The sequence below is a fragment of the Enterococcus sp. 9D6_DIV0238 genome, from assembly GCF_002174455.2.
Lineage (GTDB): Bacteria > Bacillota > Bacilli > Lactobacillales > Enterococcaceae > Enterococcus_L > Enterococcus_L dunnyi.
Genome location: NZ_CP147246.1, coordinates 3,284,911 through 3,311,468, shown reverse-complemented (window position 1 = coordinate 3,311,468; position 26,558 = coordinate 3,284,911). Strand labels below are relative to the sequence as shown.

General features: G+C 37.6%; 27 protein-coding genes. 7 read left to right on the top strand and 20 right to left on the bottom strand.

Annotated elements, in window-relative coordinates:
- Positions 1–62: 62 nt before the first annotated feature.
- From vanT to A5889_RS15580, 8 genes are all read right to left on the bottom strand, one after another.
- Entirely contained in the window at positions 63–2,171 is a 2,109-nt protein-coding gene (gene vanT, locus A5889_RS15615) for a membrane-bound serine racemase VanT (protein ID WP_087639699.1), read from the bottom strand.
- Positions 2,161–2,742: a D,D-carboxypeptidase/D,D-dipeptidase VanXY gene (gene vanXY, locus A5889_RS15610; RefSeq protein WP_087639698.1), complete on the bottom strand. Its 582-nt coding sequence runs from the start codon at positions 2,740–2,742 to the stop codon at positions 2,161–2,163. Before vanXY ends, vanT begins: the two co-directional genes overlap by 11 nt.
- Positions 2,714–3,772, bottom strand: a complete 1,059-nt coding sequence (gene vanE / locus A5889_RS15605; protein ID WP_087639697.1) for a D-alanine--D-serine ligase VanE — start codon at positions 3,770–3,772, stop codon at positions 2,714–2,716. Before vanE ends, vanXY begins: the two co-directional genes overlap by 29 nt.
- Positions 3,773–4,280: 508 nt before the next feature.
- Complete coding sequence (locus A5889_RS15600; protein WP_087639696.1) at positions 4,281–5,354, bottom strand: ABC transporter substrate-binding protein; 1,074 nt, start codon at positions 5,352–5,354, stop codon at positions 4,281–4,283.
- Positions 5,351–6,187: an ABC transporter permease gene (locus tag A5889_RS15595; RefSeq protein WP_087639695.1), complete on the bottom strand. Its 837-nt coding sequence runs from the start codon at positions 6,185–6,187 to the stop codon at positions 5,351–5,353. The genes A5889_RS15600 and A5889_RS15595 overlap by 4 nt, the downstream gene beginning before the upstream one ends.
- Entirely contained in the window at positions 6,184–6,996 is an 813-nt protein-coding gene (locus A5889_RS15590) for an ABC transporter permease (RefSeq protein WP_087639694.1), read from the bottom strand. Before A5889_RS15590 ends, A5889_RS15595 begins: the two co-directional genes overlap by 4 nt.
- 11 nt (positions 6,997–7,007) lie before the next feature.
- Positions 7,008–8,093 (bottom strand): ABC transporter ATP-binding protein, encoded by a 1,086-nt coding sequence (locus A5889_RS15585; protein WP_087639693.1) that lies wholly within the window; start codon positions 8,091–8,093, stop codon positions 7,008–7,010.
- Between the two features lie 17 nt (positions 8,094–8,110).
- Complete coding sequence (locus tag A5889_RS15580) at positions 8,111–8,653, bottom strand: helix-turn-helix domain-containing protein (RefSeq protein WP_087639692.1); 543 nt, start codon at positions 8,651–8,653, stop codon at positions 8,111–8,113.
- 262 nt (positions 8,654–8,915) lie between these two features.
- Between A5889_RS15580 and A5889_RS15575 the strand changes: the two genes are divergently transcribed.
- A complete protein-coding gene (locus A5889_RS15575) occupies positions 8,916–9,419 on the top strand; it encodes a GNAT family N-acetyltransferase (protein WP_087639691.1) in 504 nt (167 codons plus the stop codon).
- A gap of 496 nt (positions 9,420–9,915) precedes the next feature.
- Here the strand turns inward: A5889_RS15575 and rbsK are convergent, their stop codons facing one another.
- The 7 genes from rbsK to A5889_RS15540 all read right to left on the bottom strand — a co-directional run bounded on the left by rbsK (position 9,916) and on the right by A5889_RS15540 (position 16,543).
- A complete protein-coding gene (rbsK, locus tag A5889_RS15570; protein ID WP_087639690.1) occupies positions 9,916–10,839 on the bottom strand; it encodes a ribokinase in 924 nt (307 codons plus the stop codon).
- A gap of 38 nt (positions 10,840–10,877) precedes the next feature.
- Positions 10,878–11,831, bottom strand: coding sequence for a nucleoside hydrolase (locus tag A5889_RS15565; protein ID WP_087639689.1), 954 nt, complete (start codon positions 11,829–11,831; stop codon positions 10,878–10,880).
- A 36-nt stretch (positions 11,832–11,867) separates the two neighbouring features.
- Positions 11,868–13,304, bottom strand: coding sequence for an MFS transporter (locus tag A5889_RS15560; protein WP_087639688.1), 1,437 nt, complete (start codon positions 13,302–13,304; stop codon positions 11,868–11,870).
- A gap of 118 nt (positions 13,305–13,422) precedes the next feature.
- Positions 13,423–14,232, bottom strand: coding sequence for an energy-coupling factor ABC transporter ATP-binding protein (locus A5889_RS15555; RefSeq protein WP_087639687.1), 810 nt, complete (start codon positions 14,230–14,232; stop codon positions 13,423–13,425).
- A complete protein-coding gene (locus tag A5889_RS15550; protein WP_087639686.1) occupies positions 14,201–15,082 on the bottom strand; it encodes an energy-coupling factor ABC transporter ATP-binding protein in 882 nt (293 codons plus the stop codon). Before A5889_RS15550 ends, A5889_RS15555 begins: the two co-directional genes overlap by 32 nt.
- A gap of 21 nt (positions 15,083–15,103) precedes the next feature.
- Positions 15,104–15,880: an energy-coupling factor transporter transmembrane component T gene (locus A5889_RS15545; protein ID WP_087639685.1), complete on the bottom strand. Its 777-nt coding sequence runs from the start codon at positions 15,878–15,880 to the stop codon at positions 15,104–15,106.
- Between the two features lie 39 nt (positions 15,881–15,919).
- On the bottom strand, positions 15,920–16,543 hold the full coding sequence (locus A5889_RS15540) for an ECF transporter S component (RefSeq protein ID WP_087640405.1): 624 nt from the start codon (positions 16,541–16,543) through the stop codon (positions 15,920–15,922).
- 301 nt (positions 16,544–16,844) lie between these two features.
- On the opposite strand from A5889_RS15540, the gene A5889_RS15535 reads away from it, so the two are divergent.
- Positions 16,845–18,746, top strand: a complete 1,902-nt coding sequence (locus tag A5889_RS15535) for a PfkB family carbohydrate kinase (protein ID WP_087639684.1) — start codon at positions 16,845–16,847, stop codon at positions 18,744–18,746.
- Between the two features lie 41 nt (positions 18,747–18,787).
- On the opposite strand, the gene A5889_RS15530 is transcribed toward A5889_RS15535, so the two are convergent.
- Positions 18,788–19,306, bottom strand: a complete 519-nt coding sequence (locus tag A5889_RS15530; protein WP_087639683.1) for an FUSC family protein — start codon at positions 19,304–19,306, stop codon at positions 18,788–18,790.
- Positions 19,307–19,505: 199 nt separating this feature from the next.
- Between A5889_RS15530 and A5889_RS15525 the strand changes: the two genes are divergently transcribed.
- Genes A5889_RS15525 through A5889_RS15510 form a run of 4 tightly spaced genes read left to right on the top strand, consistent with a single transcriptional unit; the run spans position 19,506 to position 22,484 of the window.
- On the top strand, positions 19,506–20,498 hold the full coding sequence (locus A5889_RS15525; RefSeq protein WP_087639682.1) for an oxidoreductase: 993 nt from the start codon (positions 19,506–19,508) through the stop codon (positions 20,496–20,498).
- A 15-nt stretch (positions 20,499–20,513) separates the two neighbouring features.
- Entirely contained in the window at positions 20,514–21,284 is a 771-nt protein-coding gene (gene coaB / locus A5889_RS15520) for a phosphopantothenate--cysteine ligase (protein ID WP_087639681.1), read from the top strand.
- Complete coding sequence (gene coaC, locus A5889_RS15515) at positions 21,281–21,823, top strand: phosphopantothenoylcysteine decarboxylase (protein WP_087639680.1); 543 nt, start codon at positions 21,281–21,283, stop codon at positions 21,821–21,823. The genes coaB and coaC overlap by 4 nt, the downstream gene beginning before the upstream one ends.
- 16 nt (positions 21,824–21,839) lie before the next feature.
- The gene (locus tag A5889_RS15510) at positions 21,840–22,484 is read left to right on the top strand and encodes an ECF transporter S component (RefSeq protein ID WP_087639679.1); all 645 of its coding nucleotides are present in this window, start codon (positions 21,840–21,842) and stop codon (positions 22,482–22,484) included.
- Positions 22,485–22,546: 62 nt separating this feature from the next.
- On the opposite strand, the gene proC is transcribed toward A5889_RS15510, so the two are convergent.
- Both proC and A5889_RS15500 read right to left on the bottom strand, forming a co-directional pair.
- Entirely contained in the window at positions 22,547–23,356 is an 810-nt protein-coding gene (proC, locus tag A5889_RS15505; protein ID WP_087639678.1) for a pyrroline-5-carboxylate reductase, read from the bottom strand.
- 25 nt (positions 23,357–23,381) lie between these two features.
- Positions 23,382–24,383 (bottom strand): DMT family transporter, encoded by a 1,002-nt coding sequence (locus A5889_RS15500; RefSeq protein ID WP_087639677.1) that lies wholly within the window; start codon positions 24,381–24,383, stop codon positions 23,382–23,384.
- Between the two features lie 202 nt (positions 24,384–24,585).
- Here A5889_RS15500 and A5889_RS15495 point away from each other — a divergent pair, with 202 nt between their 5' ends.
- On the top strand, positions 24,586–25,545 hold the full coding sequence (locus tag A5889_RS15495) for a helix-turn-helix domain-containing protein (protein ID WP_087639676.1): 960 nt from the start codon (positions 24,586–24,588) through the stop codon (positions 25,543–25,545).
- On the opposite strand, the gene A5889_RS15490 is transcribed toward A5889_RS15495, so the two are convergent.
- Positions 25,522–25,722, bottom strand: coding sequence for a hypothetical protein (locus A5889_RS15490; protein ID WP_087639675.1), 201 nt, complete (start codon positions 25,720–25,722; stop codon positions 25,522–25,524). The two genes, A5889_RS15495 and A5889_RS15490, sit on opposite strands and share 24 nt — an antisense overlap.
- A gap of 200 nt (positions 25,723–25,922) precedes the next feature.
- On the bottom strand, positions 25,923–26,453 hold the full coding sequence (locus A5889_RS15485; protein ID WP_087639674.1) for a hypothetical protein: 531 nt from the start codon (positions 26,451–26,453) through the stop codon (positions 25,923–25,925).
- Between the last annotated feature and the right edge of the window lie 105 nt (positions 26,454–26,558).

Below are 26,558 nucleotides of genomic sequence, written 5' to 3'. Positions count from 1 at the left end.
TCCTCCATTCTACATCTAACAAAATTATAAAGAGTATTCCATACATTGTCAGCTACTAGCTATCAATTTAACTCTATACCTAGCCTCGAACCTAATCGACTCAATAGTTCATTTGTAATTGTTTGTTCTTCATCAGCAATTTTACTAATATTAGATAACACGATTAATTCATCATTCACGGAAATATCTTCCACTTCGGACAGATCAACAAGCATCATATCCATACAAATATTCCCAATCTGTTTTATTGATTGACCTTTAAACTCTAACGTAAGTTTAGCATTGGATAATGCCCTTGGTATACCGTCCGCATACCCAATACTAACGACACCTATTCTTGTTCTTTTTTCAACTTTAGCGCCTAATCCATAGCCAACATATTCACCTGCCTCCACAATTCTTTCTGTAATCAAAGAGGCTTTTACTTTTACTATAGGTTGTAAATCTATAGGGATTTTAGTCGGACTATTATAGTCACTTAAAAATCCATAACAGAGAATTCCTATTCTCACAAAATCAAAGCTTAATTCTGGGTAATTTAAAATACCATAGCTGCTTTGGATATGAGTATAACCGTAGGAAATACCCATTTGTTCCAAATCACTTAGTATATTATTGAATAAAAAAATTTGAGTATTTGTTCGAGCGATTGATTCTTGCTCTAATGAGTCTGAAGAACCTAAGTGTGAGTATATCCCCTCAATCTTAAGATTGGAAAAAAGATACATCTGCTGAATAATTGTTACGTTCGGTGTAACACCTAAACGATGCATCCCAGTATCAACCTGTAAATGACAACGAATAGGTATTTTTTTTAGATTCAACACTTTCCCATGTTCTTCACTTACAATCGATTGAATCAAATTATATTTTTTTATATCATTAATGCGATTGGGATGTGTATACCCTAAAATTAAAATATCCCCTTGGTTTCCTGATTTCCTTAAAGCAATTGCTTCTTCTATAGTAGCTACGCAGAAAAATGAAATACCGATTTTTTCTAATTCATAAGCTACCTCTACCATGCCACAGCCATACGCATTTGCCTTCACAACACCCATAATATTTGTATTTTTGGGAATTATCTTTCGTATTTCATTAATATTATGGTGTATTGCACTAGCTGATATTTCTTTACTAGCACGTTCAAATGGTATTTTTTGCTTACTAACTCTTAGCTTTCTTTTTAAGTTTAACAGAAGCTGAGCTAGTATAAAGCTGCACACGACTACTAACAAGAAATTTAGCAAACTGTTTTTTAATATCGGAATATACTTACTTATAGAATGGACAATTACAATAACTAATGGATGGAGAATATAAACCAGCAACGTTAAATCGGCTGATTCTTTTACCTTTAGTTTTGGTTGCCAGTTTAATAACATTAAAAACAAAAGTAATGCACATGAAGGCAACAAGAGATACATACTATCGTGTTTGACGTTCGTAAATCGGTGTAGAAATATACTCTCAAAAGTCATACCTATAATAAACACATAAAACAGCAAGTTTAATATCTTTGATGTAGTTAACTTTTTAGATACTCTATAGGCAAATATTCCTAGGCAAAGAAACATAGGCGTAAAGAAAACACCTGAACGCGTATAGTCCGACCAACTAAAAATAAATGTATACAGTTTATTTAGCAATGGAACTTGATTGGTTATCCCGTACCAGCTGTCTCCACCAAGTCCAACTAGATATAGACATGTAGAAAATGCGACTGTTAATTTAAATCCTATACTACGTAACAGTAGGGTTACTAAAATCGTTCCAATTATACTAGCTGGAAAGTACCATAGGTGATAAAAGGTACCGTCAAAAATGAAAACCTTTAAAAGTAAAAGTATGTTCATTTTTAATGAAATAGTGCCATTTAGTAAAGATAACGGGAAATACAATAAAATAGAATATAAATAAATCATTCCAATTTTGTATAGATATTTTTTCACTCTCTGATTATTATTATACGAAAAATTTAATGACAATCTTCCTAACAAAAAATATCCTGTAATCATAAAGAAAAAAGGGACAGCTACCCGAAACACAGTTAACGTTATGACTTCGTCTAAAAAAGGTGCTATTGATTGAAAAGGAAATGTATGGATAGCAACAACCATGATAGCAGCGAATATTCGAAATAGATCAATGCCGTTAGCTCTATGCCTCATAAGCAGTTCCTCTTATTGACTCAATGAATTCAATGTATTCTTCTAATACCCAATTTTGTTGTACTATAATCGAGCTATGAGGTGTCCCTACATACCTGAAATGCCATGGTTCATAGTTTATTTTGGTAATAGACTCTTTCCCTTTTTGATATCTTAAAATAAAACCAAAATCTGCCATATACTCTAAAAATTTATCAACCACAGGACTATCTGTAAAGCTTGGTCGAATAAAATCATTCTCTTGCGTTGTTAAACCCAAATCAATAGCTAAGCCGATCTCATGCTCACTGCATCCAGGCTTTGCCACATATTTGTGCGCAAATTCAAGCCCTTTTTCTTGAATCGTCTCATCCCAAAGTGCTTGTTGCGTTTCCTTTGAACGATAGCCATCAATGGTAATAATTTGACTATCAAGACCTGTTGTCTTTATTAGTTTTTCTAGCTGTATCGCTACCATAGGATCAACTAGTACATTCGTTTGTGCAAACGGAGCCTGAACAAGATGTGTTGGTCTCTCAAAATCTTTTATTTTATTATCTTCATTAATCAATCTCAGATAATTTTTTTTCATGATTTTCCACCGCCAATAGTAATAGTTTTTCTATAATCTCTTTGTAATTTATGCCAATCTCATTCATCATCATCGGAAATCTTGAATGCTCTGTAAAGCCAGGCATTGTATTGATTTCATTTAATAAAATTTCTCCGTCATCCGTTAAGAAAAAGTCAATTCTCGCTAATCCTTTACATCCTAACAATCTGTATAGTTTTTTTGCTTTTATCTGGATGTCTTCTTTTTTGTCTATTGATAGTTTAGCTGGTAACAAAATTTCTGCTGTTACTAAATTGTATTTCTCTTCATAATCGAAAAAGCCATCCACAAGACTGATTTGGTCACATTCTCCAACGACCAATTGTTCATTCCCTAAAATACCACAGCCAATTTCTACTCCCTTCACTTCCTTTTGAATTAAAATACGGCTATCATAATTTGAAGCTTCGTCTATTGCTTTGTATAAATCACTTTTTTGTTCTACCTTACTAATTCCTTTTGATGAGCCTGCCTCATTCGGTTTAATATATAAAGGAAATCCATGTATTTTCGCAAACGCATCGACTTTTTGTAGGTCTTGTCCCTTTTCTATAATCATACTAGGGGTGCTTTTTACACCAATTGCTTCAGCAAATTGATGGAGCATTATTTTATTCATAGAAATTGCAGCAGCTCCAATACCACAACCTACGTATGGAATATCTAATAGCTCAAATACTCCCTGAATAGCACCGTTCTCACCATAACCTCCATGTAAAACTGGGAATAAAATATCAGGCTTGATTATTTTTTTACTGTTTTTCAATGCAAAGCTTTTTTTTGCGAAATCAGCTACGATTTCTTTACAGCTTTCATCAACAAACCAACGATCTTTCTTTATTTGGTCTGTTGTTCCTTCAAATAAATACCACTGACCTTTTTCAGTAATTCCAATTTTCATTACGTTATAATCTATAGACTTCATACTTTCAATAATTGCTACAGCAGATTTCAGTGAAACTTCATATTCAGAAGAAACTCCGCCAAAGATAATCGCAACTGTCTTCATATATTCTACCTCCAGTATTTGTTTATAAAATTAGTATAAAAAAAAACTAGCGACAAATTATCAAGAAAACCTCTCTAATTTCTTAAGTTTTTATGATGATTAAATTTGATTAAGCTCACAATATACACATATATGTATATAAAACGCCAATTTGACTGAACTAAAGGTATTTTAATCAAGTAGAATTAGAAAATATACTGTCTCAATCTCAATAAAAATTTTTTAACTGTGATATAATTTTAAAATCATCAATTGACCTTATTTCAGTAATCAGACATTTTGTATTCTTCTGAATTATTGACATCCCTTTATACGAGACCGTTTCTGATCAAATGATGATTTTCTTTAAAGAAGATATATATCTTACCTAACTTCATTAACTTTTAGCTAAAAAAAAAAGCGACAAAATCGTCGCTTTTGGTAGAAAATTGGCAAACTGACAGCTAAAATGGTGGCTCATTTCTCTATTTTCTTGTTGATTTAACTCCATTTTAGCTGAGTTTTCTCGCTATTTCCGATACATCTTAAACTCTAAAAACAAATCGTTATAAATCCCAAGATACTCCGCACCCAAATCCTCATACACTTCCAAGTGCTTGATCACTTCATCGCTAGGATAGAATTGTTCATCACTAGAAATTTCTTTCGGTAAAAGCTTCTTCGCTTCTTTATTCGGTGTCGAGTACCCAATGTACTCCGCATTTTGCGCCGCATTTTCCGGTCGTAACATGAAGTTGATGAATTCGTAAGCACCTTTGACATTTTTAGCAGTTTTAGGAATCACGATATTATCAAACCATAAGTTCGAACCTTCTGAAGGAATCACATAATGCAGATGTTCATTGTTATCCAGCATTTCTGCTGCTTCACCTGAAAATGTCACAGCTGCCGCACTTTCTTCATTGATCATGTACATCTTGATTTCATCAGCGACGATCGCTTTGACATTCGTTGTCAGCTTATTCAATTTATCCGTCGCTTCGCGTAACTCCTGATTATTCTTACTATTTAAAGAATAGCCAAGACTATTTAGTGACAGACCGATAACTTCTCTAGCACCATCGATCAGCATCACATTATCTTTTAACTCGGGTCGCCACAAATCGTCCCAATGATTGACTTTGTTTCCATCAATAAACTTGTCATTGTAAATGATTCCTAATGTTCCCCAGAAATAGGGGATCGAGTATTTATTCTGCGGATCAAACTCTTGATCTAAAAAACGCATATCGATATTATTTAGCCCTTTAAGCTTCGTATGGTCGATCGGCAACAGCATTTTTTCCTTCATCATTTTTTGAATCATATATTCAGAAGGAATCGTAATGTCATAAGCCGTTCCACCCTGCTGAATTTTTGTAAACATCGCTTCATTTGAATCGAAGGTTTCATAGTTGACCTTATAGCCTGACTCTTTTTCAAATGCACGTATAAGATCGGGATCAATATAATCGCCCCAATTGTAGATGGTCAGCGTATCGGCTCCAGCCATGCCGCTTGATTTTTCAAGTTGACGTACACCAAAAAACAAAATCAAAATGATCGCTAATATCCCAATAAACAAAGATTGTAGTTTTCTCATTTGAGCTTAGCCACCTCACTTTGCTCCTGACGTATTTTACGCATTCTTTTTGGCAGGTTATCCTGACTAATAAAATAATAGCCGATCACAAGAATCATAGAGAAAATAAAGACAAGGGCACTCAAGGCATTGATTTCTAAGCTGATTCCTTGTCTGGCACGGGAATAGATTTCAACTGACAACGTTGAAAATCCATTTCCAGTAACAAAAAATGTCACCGCAAAATCATCCAGTGAATACGTAAAAGCCATAAAATAGCCGGCAATGATCCCCGGTGACAAAAATGGTAAAATAATATTTTTGATCACTTGGATATTATTTGCACCAAGGTCTCTTGCAGCATCCACCATCGAGTCATTCATTTCCTGTAATTTCGGTAAAACCATCAGTACAACGATCGGGATACTAAAGGCAATATGCGACAATAATACGCTAGCAAAGCCCAAACTGATAAATCCGACTGCAGTAAAGAAAATCAAAAAGCTGGCACCGATGATTACGTCCGGAGAAACTAACAAGATATTATTGAAGCTCATTAATGTCGTTCTTGTTTTACGTCGTCGTGTATAATAAATCCCCATTGCACCAAATGTGCCAATGATCGTTGCCAGTAAAGCAGATAAAAACGCCAGCAAAAAGGTATTCAGTACGATGATCAGTAAACGAGTATCCTCGAAGACCGCTTTATAATTATCCAAAGTGAAGCCAGTAAACTGATTCATCGTATCCGTGTCATTGAACGAGTAAAAAATCAAGTAAAAGATCGGTGCATATAATAAAGCAAAAACAACGATCAAATACAGATAAGACCATTTGAATTTTTTCTTTGTCATTCTTTCACCCGCCCTTTTTTCTTCTTCTCACCAGTCAAAAGCATCACAAAAAACATCGCAACGATCAAAATCACACCAATCGTTGAACCCATGCCCCAGTTTTGAGTCACCATAAAATGCTCTTCGATCGCCGTTCCTAATGTGATCACACGATTGCCGCCAATCAAACGAGTCAACATGAACAGAGAAAGTGATGGAATAAATACTGCCTGCACCCCACTTTTAACTCCATTCAAAGATAAGGGAAAAATCACCCGTTGAAAGGTTTGAACACTGCTCGCACCTAGATCACGGCTAGCGCTGATCAATGAAGGATTCATTTCTTCAAGTGCATTGAAGATCGGCAAGATCATAAATGGAATTTCAATGTAGGTTGCAACAAATAAAAAACTAAAATCAGTAAACAAAATTTGATATGGACCAACACCCGCAAAGCCTAAAAATTGGTTGATACTTCCATGAATACTAAAAATGCCAATAAATGCATAAGCCTTCAGCAAAAGATTGACCCAGGTCGGCAAAATAACCAGCATCAGCCACAATTGCTTATGCTTTAACTTCGTCAAAAAATAGGCGGTCGGATAGCTGATCAACAACGTAAATAAGGTAATTAAAAACGCATACCAAACCGAATTCAACGTCATACTTAAATAAGTGCCTGATGTAAAATACGTTCGGTAATTTTCCAATGTGAACTGTCCATTCATATCAAAAAATGATTGATAAATGATCATCAAAACAGGCGTGATCACAAACAAAAGCAGCCACATCGCATAAGGAATCGAATAGATCCGACGCATTGTTTTCATTGCTCTTCCCCCTATTCCTCGTAGCTTTCTAAACGAGCATCAAAATCTTCTTCCGATTCATTGAAACGCATGACGTGAATGTCTTCCGGCTCAAAAAACAACCCAACTTTAGCTCCCTCGGTTGCCTTTCTAGTCGAATGGACCATCCATTCATTATGGTCTTCGTCATGGCAAATGATTTCATAATGAACACCGCGAAAAAGCTGCGTATCGACGGTAACAACTAATTTTCCTTTATCTGCACTTGTAATTGTCAAATCCTCTGGGCGCAGGACGATTTCTACTGGTTCATTTTTACGCATCCCGCCATCGACACATTCAAAGCGTTTACCGACGAATTCAACCAAATTATCTTCGATCATCGTACCATTGACGATATTACTTTCCCCTACAAAATCTGCAACAAAATGATTGATCGGCTCATCATAGATATCCACTGGTGTCCCGCTTTGCACGATATGACCTTTGTTCATCACGAAAATCACATCACTCATCGCTAGAGCTTCTTCTTGATCATGGGTGACAAAAATAAATGTGATCCCCAACCGCTGCTGCAGATCGCGAAGCTCATACTGCATATCCGTCCGCAGCTTCAAATCTAGCGCAGATAATGGCTCATCCAACAATAAAACTTTTGGCTCATTGACGATCGCTCGGGCAATCGCCACACGTTGCCTTTGTCCACCAGACATTTCGCTGATTTCTCTTGTTTCGTATCCTGGCAATTGAACCATTCGCAAAGCATCTTTGACTTTTTTCTCTATTTCTGCTTTTGATAGCTTTTTGATTTTCAACCCAAAAGCGACATTATCAAACACATTCATATGAGGAAATAGCGCGTAATCTTGAAATACAGTATTTACCTGACGCTTATTAGCAGGAATATCATTGATTCTCTGACCATCAAAATAGATATCTCCTTCTGTCGCATCTGCAAATCCAGCTAAAATACGTAAGATTGTTGTCTTCCCGCAACCAGAAGGCCCAAGGAGCGTATAAAATTTCCCCTGTTCAATCTCAAAGCTGACATTTTTTAGTACTTTTTCATCATCATATTCTTTCACTACATTTTCAAATGAAATGATCTTTTTTTTCACGCGCAATGCCCCCTTGTTTATAAATAAGATTCTGTTGCTACGATCAACACACGGCTTTTCCCCTTGGCATAATTGATCAATTGATGCGGCTCTGTTGCTTGATAGTACATTGCTTCACCTTTTTTCGCCGAGTATCTCGTTTCACCTAACGTCAATGAGACTGCACCATCGATCACGTAAATAAAGGTCTCAGATAATGAAGGCTCGAACGTTTTATATTCCCCATTTTTATCAAAAGTCAATAACACAGGCTCCATCTCTTTTTCGTTCGATTCTGGAATCAGCCATTTTAGTTCATAGCCGTTTTCTTCATCATAATAGAGCGTACTATCTTCATCTTTATACACGATCTTTTGTTCCAAAGTTTGCTCACTAAAAAATTGTTCTGGAGTGATGCCCAATACTTCTAAAATATTAAAAAAGGTTTCCATTGAAGGTGAGCTTAAATCCCTTTCCAACTGCGAAATATAGCCTTTCGTCAAGTCCGTCCGCTCACCAAGTTCTTCTTGGGTCAAATTTTTTTGTACGCGCAAATTACGTAGCTTTTCACCGATTTCCATCTACTCACCTCACTTGGATATTCTAAAAAGTTTTCTAATACTAAACTAGGAGTTTAATTTTACCTTCTTTAGTATACGAATTTTTCAAAAAATAGCAACTACATTTGCTAAAAAAATTCCATTTTTTTATAGCTACTAGGATCATTTAACTAAACGCAAGAATAAAAAATTATATCAAGCTAATATGATATAATATACAGAAATCTCTTAAGAGAACGTAGCCCAACGCATTTAGTCACAAATTTTTAAGGAGGATAATTTAATGACAATACTAATTAGGAAAATGTCTGAAAGTGATTGGTCTGAAGTTAGAGCTATTTATCAGGAAGGCATCGAAACGGGTACTGCAACTTTTACAACGGTTGATTCAATTCCAGACTATTCCACATGGGACGGCAATCATTTGATAATTGGAAGATTGGTAGCCACTATTGAACATCAAGTGGTTGGTTGGAGTGCTTTTTCTCCAATTTCTTCTCGAAGTGTATATAGCGGAGTTGCTGAAATCAGCATTTATACTTCATCACGCTATAGAAGACAAGGAATTGGCGATCAATTAATGACAGCTGCAATTCAGGAAAGTGAAAATAATGGATTATGGACAATTCAAGCAGGGATTTTTTCTGAAAATACGGCAAGCATACTTCTCCACGAGAAACATGGTTTTAGAATTGTAGGTAAAAGAGAAAAAATTGGAAAATTAGGACCTAAATGGAAAGATACATTACTTCTAGAACGCAGAAGTACATTCGTTGGAATTGATTAATAAGAAACTATTCAATATGTACTCTAAACAAAAGATATCATGTATTAAATAAACTAAATGATAATAGATTGATCCAAAATTTTTTTTCTTCCACATTTATGCCTTTTCTCATGAGACGATTTTTTGAGCTAAAGAACGCGAATAGGTTGTAACCTTTGCAATATCCCTTCTAAGCTTTCTCATAACAGTTGCAAGTTTTCGCCCAATTCCACGAATGTTAAAACCAAAACCATGATAAAAAAAAGCATTTCTTGCTTGCCTATAGTAAGGTGTATATATGAAATCCTAAATAAATACCGCCTAGTCGGTATAATTTGTCAACATCATTATAATAGGCTTTTTCACCTTCAATTTATAGTTTCTCACTTAAATTATGTATTCTATTAGTTATTTTAAATAAAAAAAGAACAGGACAAAAGTAATCTTTACTCTCGTCCTGTTCTTTAGATAGACTATTGTTTCTAAATCATTGTCTGCCTTATTCTTACTTATTCTTCTATTTACTCACAAGAAATCCATCTAGCTCACTACGATAAGGAATCGCTGGTTGCGCACCGTATCGTTGGACAGTGAGTGAAGCAGCTTTTGCACCGTAGCGAATGGCAGCTTCTAAATTACTGAAATCTTTTTCCAAAATTGCTGCCATCGCGCCAATAAATGTATCCCCAGCTGCCGTTGTGTCAACTGCTTTTACTGGATATGCTGGGATGATTCCCCGCTCTCCTGCCTGATCATAAAAAGCACCAGCACTACCGAGTGTGATCACGACCGTTTCTATTCCTAATCCGTGTAAAGAAGAGGCTGCATGGATCATACTCTGTTCAGAGGTGATTTTTATTCCAGTCAGAATTTCTACTTCGGATTCATTTGGTACGATCATATCCGTATTTTCTAGTAGCTGCGTAGGAATCTGTTCGATCGCCGGCGCTGGATTCAAGATAGTTTTCGTCCCAGCTGCTCTGGCTAATTCAAATGCTCGAATCGTGCTGTCGATCGTACTCTCAAATTGGGCAATGATAAAATCACTTTCTTCGATCTTATTTCTATTTTCTTCTACCTGTTCACAAGTGATTTGATTATTTGCGCCTGAATGGATAATGATACTGTTTTCCCCAAAGCTGTCTAACAATACATATGCACTGCCTGTCGTTTGATCATCAAGGGTTTTGATCCCTGAGACATCGATCGTTTCTTTCTTTAATAAATCCAGCATTCGCTTGCCTGTATCGTCAGCACCAACAGCTCCGATAAAGCTTGTATTTGCTCCGCTTCGTTTAGCAGCGATCGCCTGATTTGCCCCTTTTCCTCCGCCTGATGTAAATAATTCATCTGCATGGATCGTTTCTCCATGTTTGGGCAAATAGTTCATTTTTAATGTTGTGTCTGCGTTGATACTTCCAATGACTGTGACTTTATTCATTGCCTGACCTCCTCTACTACGTTTCACTCGAATGATGACTACTTAGAAAAATAAGACATCGTATCTATTACTAGGGCTTTGAATTTTGGTAAATCGATATCAAATCCAACAAGCACATTTTTTTCTTTTTTGAAAAGATCATCATAATCAACAACTGTGCTTCCTAGCGCAAGTGTTTCGCTTGTTTCGACCTCCACATGCATCGGTAAAACCTTGAATAAGCTTGGATCGATGACATACGCCATCGCACATGGATCATGCATATGAATCCCTTCGATATGACCTTCCTCAGCCAAAAATGGAACTGTTGTTGTCAAATTGAAAAAGTCTAATAAATCAGCCATCGTACGAGCGACTGGATTACCGATCGCTCTGATTTCTTGAATGTCTTCTTCAAAAAGCTGTGCTTTCAATGTCACATCTAAGCCAAACATCGCTGTTGGCACGCCTGATTTCACGACAATATCGGCTGCTTCAGGATCGACATAAATATTGAACTCTGCATGCGGAGTGATATTACCGCCAAAACAAGCGCCGCCCATAAAGGAGATCAACTCGATCTTCTCTTTTAGTTCCGGATGTGATAATAAAAAGATCGCGATATTTGTCAGTGGACCAGTAGCGATGATCGTCACCTTTTCATCACTTTCTCTTAATAGCTTCGCTAGTAAGTCATTTCCACTGATCTTTTCTGCCGCTGCTGTTGGTTCTGGTAATTCTGCACCATCCAGTCCACTTTCCCCATGAACATCATCAGCAATGATCAATTCTCTTCGAAGAGGTTTCAATGCACCCATTGCTACGGGAATGTCTTCTCTGTTTGCTAAAGCTAAGAGTTTTCGTGTATTATCAAAGGTTTTTTCCGGCAATTGATTGCCAGCTGAGGTCGTGATTCCGATCAGTTCCACCTTGTCAGAAGCTAAAGCCATCAATAAAGCCAACGCGTCATCATGTCCAGGATCGCAATCTAAAATTATTTTTTGTTTTGCCATTTTTCTTCCTCCTATCATCTTTTTTGCTAACTATTTTTATTCTGCTCTTGAACGACTGTAGATCGTTTTTTTCGTTACCAAGAAGATCACCAAAGCGGCCAAAATGATCACACCACCGACTAAAAAGACATTGGCATAAGTTGACGCAGCACCGCTGTCTACACCGACGATACTTCCGCCAGACATCGCACCTGAAGACATCATTCCGCCGAATACAGCCACACCAACAGAACCTGTGATCGCTTGGACTAGGTCATTGACACCAAGAACACGACCTGATTCTTCCGGTGATACAGTAAGCGTTGCTGTATCAACGATCGGTGAGTAAAAGAATGACGTTCCAAAATAATAAATACATGGCGCTACAGCTAATGCCCAAACTTTGCCCATAGGAATGGCGAAAGCAATTGCTATCAACCCTAATCCCATAAAGCTCAAGGCCATAATGATGCCTGCTGAACGTCCGATCCGTTTAATAACTGGACCGCAAACAAATCCAAGAACTGCCGCTAATAAAATCGACCAAACCAATAAAGTAGAAACTTCTGCAGAATCGATACCATAAATATTCAAGCCGATCGCATTTACACCTGCATTTAATGTGTAGCTGAAGAAATAACCTACAAAAATAACGGTCATCGTTGCAATGAATGCTGGGTTCTTAAAGAACTCAGGAGTAATAAACGGATTTTTAGCTTTATTGATATAAACGATAAAAGCAATCAGTGTAACCACACAGGCTGCTGCCCAAAATACATTCATATCTGTAAAGAACATCGTGACTGCTCCAGCAAATGCACCGATCAAGGCAAATCCAGCCCAGTCGATCGTGGCACCTTCTGCATGATCGTCCGGTAAGTTTTTCGCTAACGATGGAATAAATAAGAAAGAAATCAAAGGAACAGCGAATAACCAACGCCAATCGATCTTCGTTACATAACCTGCTGCTACCACACCTAGTGCTGCTGAAAATCTAAAAACAGCAACGAAAATACCATAGTAGATCACACGATTTTCTTTTGCGATATATTTTGATACCAAGACTAAGAAAACAGAACCTGCTACCTGTCCTCCTGCTGATTGAAGCACACGGGCAATTACGACCGCCCAAATATTGATCGGTCCCAGTATAAATCCGATCGCAGAACCAACAATCAATAATACGACACCCAACATCGTCATCTTTTTAAGTGAAACAAAATCTCCCAAAGAACCATAAATGACACAAACAATTCCCAAAACGATGCCCGGTATCGATGTGATCAACGGCGCTAAATTGGGTGTTCCCAACTGTTCGCCAATATTAACAAAAATCATACCAAATGCCTGTTGCTCAAGAATACCAAAAATAAAGATAATTAAAATCAGCGGAATCGCACGTTTTGCCATCCGATTCATTTTTTCAAATTCAGGAGTTCCTTCTCTAGGAACGGGAACGCCAATTACTTTTTCTGTCTCAGTGTTAGCTGACATTTTTTCCACACCTTTCAATCTTGACTTTATTCAACAACCAACCATTTTTACGGAGCGTTTATCTCATCCGTCTCTTTCACGCTTTCTTTTTACTAGTTCCCCAACAGTATCAAACATTTTACTCACCCCTTTCTCTTTCAAAAACCATCATGAACGCTTCTGTCGTAAATACTGGATCTGAAAACCCAACTCCTTGTCCCACACGCGTGATTGGAGGCGGTGTAACAAAACTTTCCTTTAATCGTTCAGGCTGTGAAAATACATCACTCACTGATCCGTCTAAAAGTACCGTTCCTTCTTTCATCACGATGATTCGTTCAAAATTATCTGCCACGAACTTCATATCATGCGTTATCGTGATACATAGCACTCCACGATGTTTCAGTTCCTGAATGATTTTTTTCAATCGTCGATTTCCATAGACATCTTGTCCGCAGGTCGGCTCATCGAAAATTAAAACCTTTGGATTCATCATCATAATAGAAGCAATCGTACAAAACTTTTTTTCAGTTGCATTTAAGTCAAATGGATGAATACCTAATTTATCCTTTAAGCCAGTCACATCTGCTACCCATTCTAAACGTTGGTCGATGTCTTTTTTGGACATACCAATCTGTTGCGGACCAAACAACAATTCTTTTCTGACCGTTTCTAAAAATAATTGATCATCAGGATTTTGAAACACATAGCCAACCATTTTCGACCATTGCGCTGTGCTCTTTGTATGGATCGCTTCTCCATCGATCCATACTTCACCTGAGGTCGGTGACAAAATGCCATTCAAATGCTTCACGATCGTTGTTTTACCTGCACCGTTTTGTCCGATGATCGCGACAGGTTTTGTGCCTTCGATCGTTAAATCGATCCCTTTTAATACTTCCTCACTTGAAGGATAGCTAAAATGAAGGTTTTTCAACTGGATCTTCATGCTTCAGCGCCTCCTTTACTAAACGAATCGTTTCTTCTTCCGTCCATGTGATCTTTGCTTTTGTATAGTCCTTTTGCTGAAGTATTCTTGAAATTTTCACATAATCAGGCACTTCGATTCCAAGATCTGTTTGTTCCAGAAATTCAAAAACATCCTTGGGATTTCCAATCATCTGGATCTCACCTTCTGAAAGAACCATGATCTGATCCGCATTTTTTGCTACCCGTTCCATGTCATGATCCACCATGATCACAGTGATCCCATTTTGATTCAAGCGCTTCACGATGGCAAAAATCTCGTCACTTCCCATGGGGTCCAGCTGTGTTGTACATTCGTCTAAGACTAAGATTTTTGGTTCTAAAATGAACGTCGAGCCAAAAGCGACCCGCTGTACCTGACCTCCCGATAGCTCCAGCGGATTTTTTGAAAGAATATGGTCGATATGCATCAGCTTGGATACAGTCTCCACTTTTTTGAGCATCTCTGTTCTCGGTACACCACGATTGCCCAAGCCATACGCTAACTCTTCTGCAACAGTACCCGCTGTATAGGATAATTGATTGAATGGATTTTGAAAGACTAAACCAATTCGTGTAGACAACTCAGCGATCGTCGCAGCTTCCGTTTTAAGCCCATCGATGATGATCTCTCCCGCTTTTTTCCCTACAAAATAGTGAGGAATCAAGCCGACTAGTGCATTACATAACGTTGACTTCCCTGAGCCATTTCCGCCAACGATACAAAAGAAGCTGCCCGCTTCCACCTGAAACGTCAAATTTTTCAGAGCTCTTGTTTTCGTTTGATTATATCTATACGAAAAATTATTGACTGTTACAACAGGTTCAGACATTCATTTCCCCTCCTATCTTGTTTATTTCATCCATATAGATGCTAGAATCACAAAAATTAAAAAGAGTACCAGCAAGATGTTGATGATCTTGTCTATTTTTGTCGTTTTTACTTGGACATAGCTTGTTTGCTTGACTCCTTTAATACCAAATCCTCTTGTTTCCAGCGTCATTCCTCTTTCTTGTGCATCCGTCAGCGAAGACATGATCACAGGACCTAAAAGCGGCAAGTAAGCCTTGATCCTTGCGACTAACCGTCCTTTGATCTCGACGCCTCTCGCTTCTTGCGCTTCTTGGATCACATTCATTCTCCGCTGCATTTGCGGTACGACATTCAACGTTGCTAAAACCAAATAGCCTGCTTTAGGCGGTAAGCCGCTGTTCGTCAATGCTGCAACTAATTTTCCTGTCTCAGTGGTTTGATTCATCAAATAAAAGGATCCTAGAAATACTAATAATGTCGTCACTATTTTTAGCGCATACAGCACACCTTCTAAGCCTAGCTCAGCAAAGCCAAAATCAGCAATGACTGTTTTATTATTTACGCCGTAAAAACCCTGAATAAAAAGCAGCATCAAACTGATCGGCAGCCCGAAGCCCAGCATCAAACGAGTAAACGGTTTCAGTAATTTCCCTAAATAAGCAATGAAAAATAAACAAATAATAAGTCCAAACCCTAACCATAATTTGGGAAATAACAGCGTACCTAATCCAAAACAAAAGACAGCAAGGATCTTCGTCAACGGATTTATCTTTTCGATCATTGTATCTTTTTCTACAAAGGTATTTGACAGCTTCATATTCTCCCTCCTAAACTATTTTCGTTCTGTCCCTTTTCACTACCAATCTTCTTCTAATTCATCTTCATTCATTCCAAGTGCATACTGACTTAAGAAACGTTTTGGAATCTTTTGTACTAGAAGATAGGCGATCAGAAAAACGATCCCTTTATCGACCAAATTTTCAATCATAGATGTCGATAAAACCGATAGAATGATTTTCTTAGTCGTTGCAATCAATGCAGCTGTAAAAAGCGAACTGCCATTAACACCTGTTGCACCGCCGTATACAAAAATCGTGATCAACGAAGCAGATACCGTATTTGTGAAGGCGCATACAAGCCAAGTCAAAATGGCTCCCCAAATATTTCGAAACAACCCCGCTTTGACCATAAAGCCTGTGACCAGACCACATAAAACACTCACGACAGAATAAGGAAAATAAACTGGATTAGCGACTAAAGTTAAAAACACATTTGTCAAAAAACCACATAAAGCAGCAACCCAAGGTCCAGAGAGACAAGCAATGATGATCGTTCCGATCATATCTAAAAACAAAGGCAGCTTTAACGCTGAGCATAACGTTCCGCCAATCAGGTTGATGCCTACAGCTATGGGAATGAGAACTAACGATTTCGTCGTGAACTGCGCCTTGATTCTATTTAGAAAACTTCTCTGCTTCATGACATGACCTCCGTTTCGTTCAGAATTTGTTTCCCGAATAAGGAAAACTTTTTCGGAAAACGTTTTCTCTAAGTAGAAATTAACATCGTTTGCTTCTTTTGTCAACGCTTTTTTGGATTTTGATCAAAAAGATTTTTCTCCTCATCCACAGAATACTTACGGTTGACTTCCATGAATTATTTATCTATGATGTAAGCATAATTAGACGCTTCATTTTGATAGAAAGAATTAGCATTTTTTTCTTATTTACTATAGATGAACCACCTTTTGATCACTAAACGAAATGAGGGAAATAATCATTATGAATATAAAAGACATCGCCAAATTAGCTGGTGTTTCTGTTTCTACCGTATCAAAAATCGTCAACCAAAAAGACCAAAGTATCAGCCATGAAACAAGAGAACGCGTGCTGAAAATCGTCAAAGAATATAATTATGCACCTTATGCTTCTTCTGCAGGTACACCAGTAAAATCATGGTTATTAGGCGTTTTACTCCGGTCTTCCACCTCATTGGATGCGACGTTAGACGGGATCATCCAGACCGCTCAAAAAAATGGCTACAGCCCATTGATCTTTAATAATTACGATGACAAGGAACAAGAATTAAAAAACATCACCTCTCTCTGCAAACAAAACGTCGACGGTGTCATCTGGGAGCCGATCGATGAAGAAAGTTTAAGCCACCTCACCCATTTTGAAGAACTAGCTATTCCTGTCCTAAGTACTGGAGAAAATGGTGGCGAAACATCGATTTTGTTTCCTTACGAAAAAGCAGCCTATCATATCACACAAGAGTTGATCGATCAAAAACATCAAAAAATCGCCTGTTTACTGACACCCGGCAGACGTACCGCAGCCTTCTTAGCTGGCTATAAAAAATGTTTGTTCGATAATCATATGAAACTTGACCCAGAGTTAATCTTCTTCGATTTCAATGAGAACTTAAACCATAAATTAAATAACAGACAGATTACAGGTGTGATTTCTTCTCACTATCATAAGGCATTAGAATTTTACCAACTACTCCACGCACTAAGTTACAAAATTCCGGAGGATCTTTCGCTGATCTCACTAAAAAGCGAACGGACTGAGCCGTTATCATTAAGTGAGTTATCTGAAATCTCTACATATACGATTCGAAATGCTGATTTTGGCGGCTATCTTTGTCGGCAATTGATCAATACCATAGAAAAAAAATCATTGGAAACACCGACTTATTTTCAAGATTTTTCGTTGGATAATCGTACAACCGTCAGCTTGCCCTTCAATTTGAATATTCCTAAAATCGTAGTGATTGGAAGTATCAATATCGATACTTATTTGACCGTGCCAAATCTGCCGGACAGTGGGAAAACAGTCTCGATCACAGGTTCTTCGATCTATCCAGGAGGAAAAGGGGTGAACCAATCGATCGGTGCTGCTAAATTAGGGCATCGGGTTGCGTTGATCGGCAAAATCGGATCGGACCTTGATTCTGATTATGTGTATAATACATTGAACCAATTTGGCGTTGAAACATTAGGGATCAAGCGAAGTAATCATACAAATACAGGAAAAGCGTATATCTTTGTAGAAACGAGCGGCCACTCCACTATCTCGATCCTCCCTGGTGCCAATGGCATTTTTACACCAGAAGATATCGAAGATAAAAAAGAGTTGTTCGAAAACACAGGCTATTGCCTGATTCAAACAGAAATTCCACTGAACACCGTCGCTAAAGCGTGTTCAGTAGCACACCAATATGGCGCAAAAACAATTTTAAAACCTTCAGCTTATGGCAGTATTCCTAAAGAGGTTCTTTCTGCGATCGATATCTTGATTCCAAATGAAGATGAGCTGAACGAACTATGTCCTGAATACACTACTTTAGAAGAAAAGTCCGATCATCTCCTAACATGCGGTGTCGATACGATCATTGTCACGTTAGGCGAAAAAGGTTGTTACGTTAAAACAGCCGAATGGGATGACTATGTTCCGGCTGTTGATTTTCCAGCAATCGATAGCACAGGAGCAAGTGATGCGTTTATCAGTGCCCTTTCTTCCTACTTGCTTTATGGTTATACATTGAAGGATGCTGTTCGTATCGCTACGTATGCTGCCGGCTTTTGTATTTCTCGTGACGGTGTGGTTTCTTCATTGATCGACAAGCACGAATTGGAAGCACACATTAAACAAAAAGAAACACATTTAATCAAAGAATAGCAAAAAAGAAAAGGCTGGGTACTAAATCCCAACCTTTTCTTTTATTCTGCAGCGACTTCATTGTCCTCTGGGATCACTGCCTTTTTTCTGGATAGTTTTAACGGAATAAAATAATTCACTGCTAATGCAATTCCCATCCCAATAAAGCTATCCACCACACGATCAAACGCATAGCCATAAGACTGATCAGAAGGAATCATAAACACGATCGTCAAAAGCGTCGCGCAAGCTCCGACCGTTCCTTCATGACAGCTGATCGAAGCAAGCAGTGCGATCATCACCATAATGATCGTTGGAATAAAGATCAGCTGAACGATCTCGGTTCGTCCAAATACACTGAACACTGCAATCACAACAACTGACATGATCGCTCCCATTACATTACCAGTAATTCGATGCTTGCCGTATTTTAATGTATTCTCCATGTCTTCTCTTAGACTGAATACAGTAGTGATCGCCGCAACGACATACGTTTCACGTTTCAATAAAATACTGACAAGGATACAAAGAAACACACTGATCCCCGTTTTAAATGTACGCATACCAATTTTAAACTTCACTCATTCAATTCCCTTTCCGCTTATTTTTTTCATCCATGTATTTATTTTCACTTTCCAAGTCAATAAAACACTCACCTTCTATTCTAGCTTATTTTCTAGCATTTATGAAGGTTGATTTGAGAAGAATTTTCTAAAGAAAAAAGGAGAATATGTTATGATAGTAACAATAAAACAATTTTGTATTTAAAGGAGCCTACACATGAAAACATTTTCTGGATTTGTCGTAAATGACATCGATCAAACATTCCAAACAGAGGTAGCTGATACTACGATCGATGTGTTATCTGCTGGTGACGTTACGATACAAGTAGCTTATTCATCGGTCAACTATAAAGATTCTTTAGCAGCAAAACAAAATGGCGGGGTGATCCGTCATTATCCTATGATTCCCGGTATCGATCTAAGCGGCACTGTCTTAACTACAACTGATGCTCGCTTCAAAGAAGGACAAGAGGTTTTAGTCACAGGCTATGGTCTAGGCGTGACACATACTGGCGGGTTCGCTCAAATTGCTCGTGTTCCAGCAGATTGGGTCGTTCCTTTACCTACTGGTTTAAGTCTAAAGGAAGCTATGATTTTCGGTACTGCTGGTTTTACTGCAGCCTTATCTGTTCAAGCACTAGAAAATCATGGGTTGAGCCAGAACAAAGAAGCGACAATTTTAGTGTCTGGTGCTACAGGTGGTGTCGGCAGCTTGTCGATTGCGATGCTGAAGCAATTAGGCTATAAAAACATCATTGCATTAAGTCGAAAAAAAGAAGCAGAAGCATCATTAAAGAACATCGGTGCCTCTCAAGTACTGCTTGTTGAGGATTTCCTGCCTGAAAAAATCAAGCCTTTATCAAAACAAACCATCGATTTTGTGATCGACACCGTTGGCGGAGATATCACAGCTGCACTATTGGCGCAATTGCGTTATGGCGGAAGCATTGCCATCTGCGGCAATGCAGCAAGTATCACACTAAACACCACTGTCTTACCGTTTATCTTACGAGGTATCAATTTGTTAGGCATCGATTCAGTCAATGTGCCAATGGAACCGCGCACAGCGATCTGGCAACGTTTGGCGACAGATTTGAATGTAAGCCAACACGAACTGACACAAGAAATCACGTTAGAGCAATTGCCAAATACGTTGGAGCAATTACAAAAAGGCACACACATTGGCCGCACCATCATAAAAATGAACTAAAGGGGCATCAAAATAATGAATATATTGATTACTGCAGGTGGAACTTCTGAAAAAATAGACAACGTCCGTTCCATTACCAATCATTCGACTGGACGCTTAGGTAAAATCATCGCTGAAACATTTTTAGCACAAGGTCATCACGTAACCTATGTCACCACAGCTCAAGCTGTCCGACCTGCTGAACAGGAAAAATTAACGATCGTTCCCATTGAAACGACGAAAGACTTACAAGAAGCGTTGCTTGAACAATTTGACCAGACCGCTTTTGACAGTGTGATCCATAGCATGGCTGTGAGCGATTTTACGACTGAAACAACCCTATCAGAAGAAGAATTTATCGAGCAGCTTTCTGCAAAATTAGTTGAGTTGGAACAACCAACGAAGCAACAACTAAAAGAATTTTTGCATCAAGGTTTAGCTGAAATTGGCGAAACGGTTCAGGATCAGAAAAAGATTCCTTCAAAAACAGATCGTCTCTTGCTTTTTTTAAAGAAAAACCCTAAAATAATTGCAATGCTTCGCGAAAAACAACCGCAGGCAATAGTAGTTGGTTTTAAACTTTTAGTTGGCGTTTCAGAAGAAGAGCTGATCCAAGTCGGTCAAACGATTCTTGAAAAAAATCACTGCGATTTTATTTTAGCCAATGATTTAGAAACGATCCAAGGTGATCAGCACAAAGGCATTTTGATCGATGCTACTGGGCAAACACAAACTGCTCAAACCAAAGCCGAGATCGCACGACTGATCGTCGAGAATGTCGAAAATAAATGGAGGAATAAAAAATGAAAACCATTCTGTTAGGTGTTTCAGGCAGTATTTCTGCCTATAAATCAGCGGATATCACTAGTCAATTAACGAAATTGGGCTATAATGTGGAAGTCATCATGACAACAAACAGCACCAAATTCATCACGCCTTTGACGTTGCAATCTCTTTCTAAAAACCCTGTGCACACAAATGTCATGGAAGAAATTGCGCCAGATAAAATCAATCATATCGAACTAGCAAAAAAAGCCGATCTATTCCTTGTAGCGCCAGCTTCTGCGAATATCATTGCTAAGCTTGCTAACGGGATCGCAGATGATATGCTTTCAACCGTTGCTTTAGCCTTGAAAGAAGAAGTGCCAAAGATGATCGCACCAGCAATGAATACCTATATGTATCAAAATCCGATCACACAACGGAATCTAAAAACACTAAAAGAAGTTGGCTACCAAGAAATCGAGCCTCGCGAAGCATTACTGGCTTGCGGTGATTTTGGTCGCGGCGCTTTAGCGACTGTTGAAGAAGTCGTGGCAAAAGCCAGTGAACTTTTAGCGAAATAATGGTGAGGAGTCCTTTATGAAAAATACAAAAACATTTACATTGACTGCGATGTTCTTAGCAATTTTGATCTTATTATCAGCAGTTCCCTTTCTGGGCTTCATTCCGATCGGTCCGATCAATGCAACAACGATGCATATTCCTGTCATTATCGCTTCGATCATTTTAGGTCCAAGAATCGGTGCTTTTCTAGGCGGTGTCTTCGGTGTGATCAGTATGATCCGCAGTACAGTAGTCTTATCTCCACTGTCGTTTGTTTTCTCACCGTTTATTCCGGTGATTGGAACAAACCAAGGCAGCTGGAAAGCGATCGTGATCGCAATGGTGCCGAGGATTTTGATCGGCGTCGTCCCTTATTTCGTCTTTATGGGGCTAAAAAAAGTAACTAAAAATAAACCAACATCACAATCGATCAGTTTATTTATCGCTGGATTCTTAGGGTCTGCGACAAATACGATCTTAGTCATGAACTTGATTTATTTTCTCTTTAAAGATGCATATGCGGAGACGATCGGCGCAAGCGGTGCTGCTGTGTACACTGCGATTCTGACGGTGATTTTTACAAGCGGGATTGTGGAAGCAATTGTAGCGGCGATTGCTACGGTGGCCGTAACTTCGGTTTTATTGCGGTTAGTGAAGACCAATGCTACACAGAAACTATAAAATGAAAAAAAGGAATAGACCGACCTTTTTAGGTTGATTTATTCCTTTTTCTATATGAAAAATTACAGTTTTTTCATTTCCTCATCGCGAGCAACTGTCGCATCGATTCCTTTTACCACTGTCGCAATAAATGCTTCTTCCTCCAAAGCCAGTAGTCCCGCAACTGTAGTCCCTCCTGGAGAACATACACGATCGATCAAAGTCCAAGGATTTTCATCTGAATCTATGATCATTTGTGCACTACCTAGAACAGCTTGAGCCGCATATTCCAATGCTTTTTCTTTCGTCAAACCATGTTTGACTCCTGCTCGAGCAATACTGTCAATAAATAAATATGCATAGGCAGGTGAACTTCCTGCCACAGCCGTATAGGCTGAAAAGTCTTTTTCTTCAACTTCCCAAGCTTTTCCTACAGCATTGAACAAGTCAACAACGTATTGTATCTGTTCTTTTGAAGTATTTTGATTTCCAGCTACTGCCGCAGCTCCTAAACCGATCATTGCATTAACGTTTGGCATTACTCGAATAATCGGTAATGTACTTGTACCAACCAATCCTTCCAGTTTATCCAACGTCGTACCTGCAGCAATCGAAATCAATAGTGGTTTTTTCTTTAATACGACTGATTTTGTTTCTTCTACAACTTTTTGAATAATATTTGGTTTAACTGAAAGTACGATAGCATCTACTTGCTCAATCACTTCTCCAGCAGAAGAGCAAACATTTCCATCAACTTGAGCCGCTAACTCTTTAACTTTATCCGTCAAAACATCAAACAGATAAACGTCTTTTCCCTTAACAAAGTTTTTAGCAGTGATGCCTTGTACGATTGCTCCTGCCATATTTCCTGTTCCAATGAATCCAATTTTCATAAAAGTGACTTCCTTTCAAAAAGTACTAAACTGATTCGCTTTCTTTTTTGGTAAATTTTGTTAATGCCTGAAATGATTTTGGCGGCCGATTGATCAAAATGATCGATAAACAAACTAAAATCAATCCAAATGCTAAAGGCATCGTGAAACGTTCACCTAAAATAACTGCTAGTAAGCTGCCAGAAATCGGCATGATAAATTTATAAACAGTGATCTCTCCTAGATTAGCATACTGCGCACACCAGTACCATAGGCTAAATGGAATCGCTGATGCAGCAGCTAAAATAATCAATAACACCACACCTAATGGCGTCCAGTTGATATAACTTAAGGTCCCGCCCATAAATAAACCAATGACAAATAAAAAAACAGAACCAATAATCAAATTCCAGCCCGTCATTACAAATGAATTCAGCGTAGAACCGATTTTTTTCGCTAACATCGTAGCCAGTGCCGCGATCAATCCATAAATCAACATGAACCCTTCCCCTGTTAAAGCAAATTCAAACATATCGTTGATCGTTGTTCCACCAGTCAGCTGAGAAATGATCAATCCAGCGAAACCAATCACCAAGGCAACTACTTTCGGCACAGTCAATTTGTCATTTTTATACGCAAAATGAGCTAAAATCGCTGCAAAAAAAATTGTGGATTGCGCAAGAATCGTTGAGTTGATCGTTGAAGAAATATTCACATTCCCGATATTAAAAAAGAAATATGCAGCCGTTGTAGACAAGAGCCCCATGATCACAACTTCTTTCCATTGGGTTTTTGTCACCTTAAAAATATTTTGTTTAATAAACATCGCAAAAATCAATGTCATGATCCCTGCAATAAAAAAGCGAATACTGATCGTTGCCAAAACCTGTCCAATATAATTATCTCCTAAAGCATCTCTGGAAATTCCCATCTCATCATTCATGATTTTGATTAGTTTAAATGGTGTTCCCCAAATGACATTCGTTACAATAGCTGCAATGGCAATCATCATTTTTGTTGGTACTCTTTTTTGAGCCGTTGTGTCCATTTTTTATTTCCCCTTTCACACAAAGTGTCTTATTCCATTTTGCTATATATACCGAACAATCATATTGCTCGTATTTTCACAATCAAGAAAGTTGTTAAATAGCTATTTACATATAAATTCCAATTCATTATACTTTCATTTGAGAATAATTGAATTAGTCTGTCCAAACATATTAAGTAGGCTATTTTAAGATGGAGGAATTATGTATACTTTTTCTAAAGAACAATTCGACTGCTTTTTTGACTTTTTAAAAACCCTGGATTGTTATAATAAAACCCAAGATGGAATGATTGAAGAACTTAATAATTTTGAAACCAATCCCAAACGACAAATCGCCTCTTTCGTCTGTCAAAGCACAAAAAAACGGCTGACCTACCTTGCACCTTATATTCGAATTTTATACGTTCTTAGCGGATCTGTAAAAATTCTGATCGATGATAAGGAATTGTTATATAAAGCTGGTTGCTTAGTTCTAGCAAATGAATGGACAGTGGTTGAATACGAGGAGATGGAAGCTGAAACAACGATGCTTAGTTTCTATTTTAAAAAAGAGTATTTTAATGATTCTTTGCTCGCTCAATTTGCGGAAGAACCCATCATATATCGCTTTTTTGTGGAGAGCATCAAGGAAACGGAAGAAAATAGCCATTATTTCATCTTTCAGTTTTCTCCAAATGAAGATATCCATGTTTATGCTCTGCTATTGTTGAAACAAATCGTAAAAATGCGCTATTTTAATAATAAAGTGACAAAATCTGCCTTCGTTTTGTTTGTTGTCGAAATCAGTCAACTTTCAGATAAAGGCTTATGTGTAAAAGATTCAAACCTATCCTCTGGCGTTTTAGTTGAAGAAATCCTGGCACATATAGAGACTCACCTTACAACGGTCACTTTATCCGAAACAGCAGAGAAATTTCACTTTCATCCTAACTACCTTTCCGCATTTATCAAAAAACAGACAGATAAAAATTTTTCAGACTGGGTGATTCATTATCGTTTGCGTTATGCTGAAACCTATTTACGTCAAACAGATCTTCCCATTCAAACAATTATTGAAGAGATCGGCTATCAGGATAAAGCATTCTTTTTCAAATTATTTAAAGATCATTACCAAACAACTCCTGGAAAATATCGAAAGCTAGTGAAAAACAACGTACAATAAAAAAAGTTCCAGCGATTCAAGATTATATTGAACTGCTGGAACTTTTTCTTTTTGAGTACACAAGAAAGTATTGACGCAGTCTTTTAAGGTGCCGCAAAACTGCATATACTCATTCGCCATTTGTTTGGCTGCGGCGCTTTGTGCGGTGACTTCTCCTAGGTAAAAATTAAAGGACATTAGTCATTCACCTCGCTGTCATTCTCTGAAGCGAATAGTTTTTGCCGTTTATCGTACAGATTTCTGTTTTCTATCAGATAAAATAATAACGGAATGATTTAAAAAGGTTTATCCTAGTTATCCAAGAATAAACCCTTTTAAAAATATAAATTTATATTTCTTTTTAAAATAAAGCAATTAAGTCTATTGACTTAGGTTATCTATTCAAATAGATAACTGAAATATGTTACCTGATCCACTTCATAATCTTCAAGAGGAATATTTGGAAGCTTCACTTTCAATTCAGACGGATCTATTCTAAATAAGTCATGTTGTTCCAACTTATTTTGTATTCTGACCATTTCTTTTTCAAGTAAACTATTTCTAAATTTTTTTATATGCGCTAATTCCAATTTTTCTTTTCCTTTAGAATACATTGCTCTTTCTAAGTAAAAAAATGGACTTATTGCTGAAATTTTCAAGCTTATAAATTCAATATATCCTCTATCCATTATCTCATTTGTCGCTTTTTCTGAAAAAAATGGATTCTTTAATTCTAAATCTTCTAAAATATAATAAGAAAAGCATCTTGAATAATTAAAATCTGTCATCCTTTCTACAGTTAAATTCTGTAACTCACTAAATAAGACTGCATCCCAAATATCAGGTTTAATATATTTTCTCAGCGTATAACCATAGTCACCAATATTTAGGCTTCGCTTTACAAAGTTTATTGCTTCTTTATTTTCCATAAAAATGCTCCTACAACCTCGTTCAAACTCTTCACAGATTCTATATATCTATTCTTCACATAATTTTCGCAACAAGGCTATTTTCTAGAACAATTTATTTTATGT